The organism is Arthrobacter sp. CAL618 (assembly GCF_000468215.1).
In the GTDB taxonomy this organism is placed as follows: domain Bacteria; phylum Actinomycetota; class Actinomycetes; order Actinomycetales; family Micrococcaceae; genus Arthrobacter_D.
In genome coordinates this window covers 1,700-4,126 of the sequence record NZ_ASZW01000068.1, presented here as the reverse complement: position 1 = coordinate 4,126, position 2,427 = coordinate 1,700, and the positions used below count along the sequence as shown (strand labels likewise).

Here is a 2,427-nt window from a genome sequence, read left to right as displayed (position 1 = left end):
AAGCCGATGCTCAAGTTCCGCACCATCCTCGGTGTGCTGCGTGACGCCTACTGCCGCACGACCGGCATCGAGTACATGCACATCCAGGATCCCGAGGAGCGTCAATGGTTCCAGGATGAGCTGGAGCACTCATACTCCAAGCCGAGCCGCGAAGAACAGATGCGGGTGCTGCACCAGCTCAACGCTGCTGAAGCGTTCGAAACCTTCCTCCAGACCAAGTTCGTCGGCCAGAAGCGTTTCTCCCTTGAGGGCGGCGAGTCGCTGATTCCGCTGCTCGATTCGATCATCTCCAACGCAGCCGACGACGGCCTCGACGAGGTAGCGATCGGTATGGCCCACCGCGGCCGGTTGAACGTGCTGACGAACATTGCCGGAAAAACCTACGGTCAGGTCTTCCGCGAATTCGAAGGCACCCAGGATCCCCGCTCGGTGCAGGGATCGGGCGATGTGAAGTACCACCTCGGCACAGAGGGCACCTTCACCTCGGACAGCGGCAATGAGACCAAGATCTATCTGGCCGCGAACCCGTCCCACCTTGAGGCAGTCGATTCCGTGCTGGAGGGGATTGTCCGGGCAAAGCAGGACCGCCTCGACTTGGGCGATGCGTTCCCGGTCCTCCCGATCCAGATCCACGGCGACGCGGCTTTCGCGGGCCAGGGTGTTGTTGCCGAGACCCTGAACCTGTCACAGCTTCGTGGCTACCGCACCGGCGGCACCATCCACATCATCGTGAACAACCAGGTTGGTTTCACCACCTCCCCCACTTCGTCACGGTCCTCGGTGTACTCCACCGACGTCGCGAAGATGGTCCAGGCCCCGATCTTCCACGTCAACGGAGACGACCCTGAGGCAGTGGTTCGGGTAGGCCAGCTTGCTTACCAGTTCCGGCAGAAGTTCAACAAGGACGTTGTGATCGACATGGTGTGCTACCGCCGTCGTGGTCACAATGAGGGCGACGATCCGTCGATGACCCAGCCCATGATGTACAACCTCATCGAAGCGAAGCGTTCGGTGCGCAAGCTGTACACCGAGGCGCTGATCGGTCGCGGCGATATCAGCCAGGACGAGGCGGAGCAGGCACTGCGGGATTACCAGGAGCGCCTGGAGCGGGTCTTCGCTGAAACGCATGCTGCCCAGACCTCCCCTATCCCGATCGTCACCAAGGACGCCGCAGCAGTATCGGACATCGAACGCCCCCTGTCGCAGCAGTCCGACACGGGGGTCGGCGTACCTGCCAGCACAGCGATCACCCCGGAAACCCTCGCCCACATCGGCAAGGTTCACACCGCAGTCCCCGAGAACTTCACCGTTCACCCGAAGCTGAAGGCGCTGCTCGACAAGCGCGAGCAGATGTCCCGCGAGGGCGGCATCGACTGGGGCTTCGGCGAACTGGCAGCGTTCGGCTCGCTCCTCATGGAAGGTGTCCCAGTCCGGCTGGCAGGCCAGGACTCACGCCGTGGAACCTTCGTGCAGCGCCACGCGGTCTTCCACGACCGGGCGACCGGCGAGGAATGGTTGCCGCTCGACGACCTCAGCGACGCCCAGGCGAAGTTCTGGATCTACGACTCGCTATTGTCGGAATATGCTGCCATGGGGTTCGAGTACGGCTACTCGGTGGAACGCCCTGATGCCCTGGTGCTCTGGGAGGCCCAGTTCGGCGACTTCGTCAACGGCGCCCAGACCATCATTGACGAGTTCATCAGTTCGGCAGAACAGAAGTGGGGTCAACGCTCCTCACTGGTGCTAATGCTGCCGCACGGTTATGAAGGGCAGGGGCCCGACCACTCGTCGGCCCGCATTGAGCGCTTCCTGCAGATGTGCGCCGAAGACAACATGGTCGTGGCCAACCCCACGTCCGCGGCATCCCACTTCCACCTGCTGCGGCGCCAGGCCTACACCCGGCCGCGGAAACCGCTGATCATCTTCACGCCAAAGCAATTGCTCCGGTTGAAGGCGGCGGCCAGCTCTGTCGAGGACTTCACCAACGGCACCTTCCTCCCGGTCATCCCGGACAAGCAGGAACCCAATGCCAAGGACGTCGACCACGTCATCCTGGTCTCCGGTCGCCTGTACTACGATCTGCTGGCATCGCGCCAGAAGACCGAAGACCAGAAGAGCGCGATTATCAGGGTGGAACAGCTCGCACCCCTCCCGGTCGAGGACATCAAGGCGGCCGTCGGCAAGTACCCCAATGCCGACCTGGTATGGGCTCAGGACGAACCGGCGAATCAGGGACCGTGGCCGTTCATCGGTCTGAACCTGCCGGAACACCTTGACCGGCCATTGCACCTGGCGTCGCGTCCAGCCTCGGCTTCGACTGCCACCGGCTCGGCCAAACGCCACGCAGTGGAGCAGGAGATCCTGGTGAAGAAGGCATTCGAACGGCAATAACAACCGGCCCATAGGTAGTTACGTATGATGTTGGGT

1 protein-coding gene (running past one end of the window) is annotated in these 2,427 nt (G+C 62.4%); it reads left to right on the top strand.

The window, feature by feature from the left end:
- Positions 1-2,391: the 3' portion of a multifunctional oxoglutarate decarboxylase/oxoglutarate dehydrogenase thiamine pyrophosphate-binding subunit/dihydrolipoyllysine-residue succinyltransferase subunit gene (locus tag K728_RS0104025; RefSeq protein ID WP_024475934.1), read on the top strand. Its footprint begins 1,533 nt before the window's first position; 2,391 of the gene's 3,924 nt are visible here — the last part of the coding sequence; its start codon lies off the left edge, out of view; the stop codon is at positions 2,389-2,391.
- Positions 2,392-2,427: the final 36 nt, after the last annotated feature.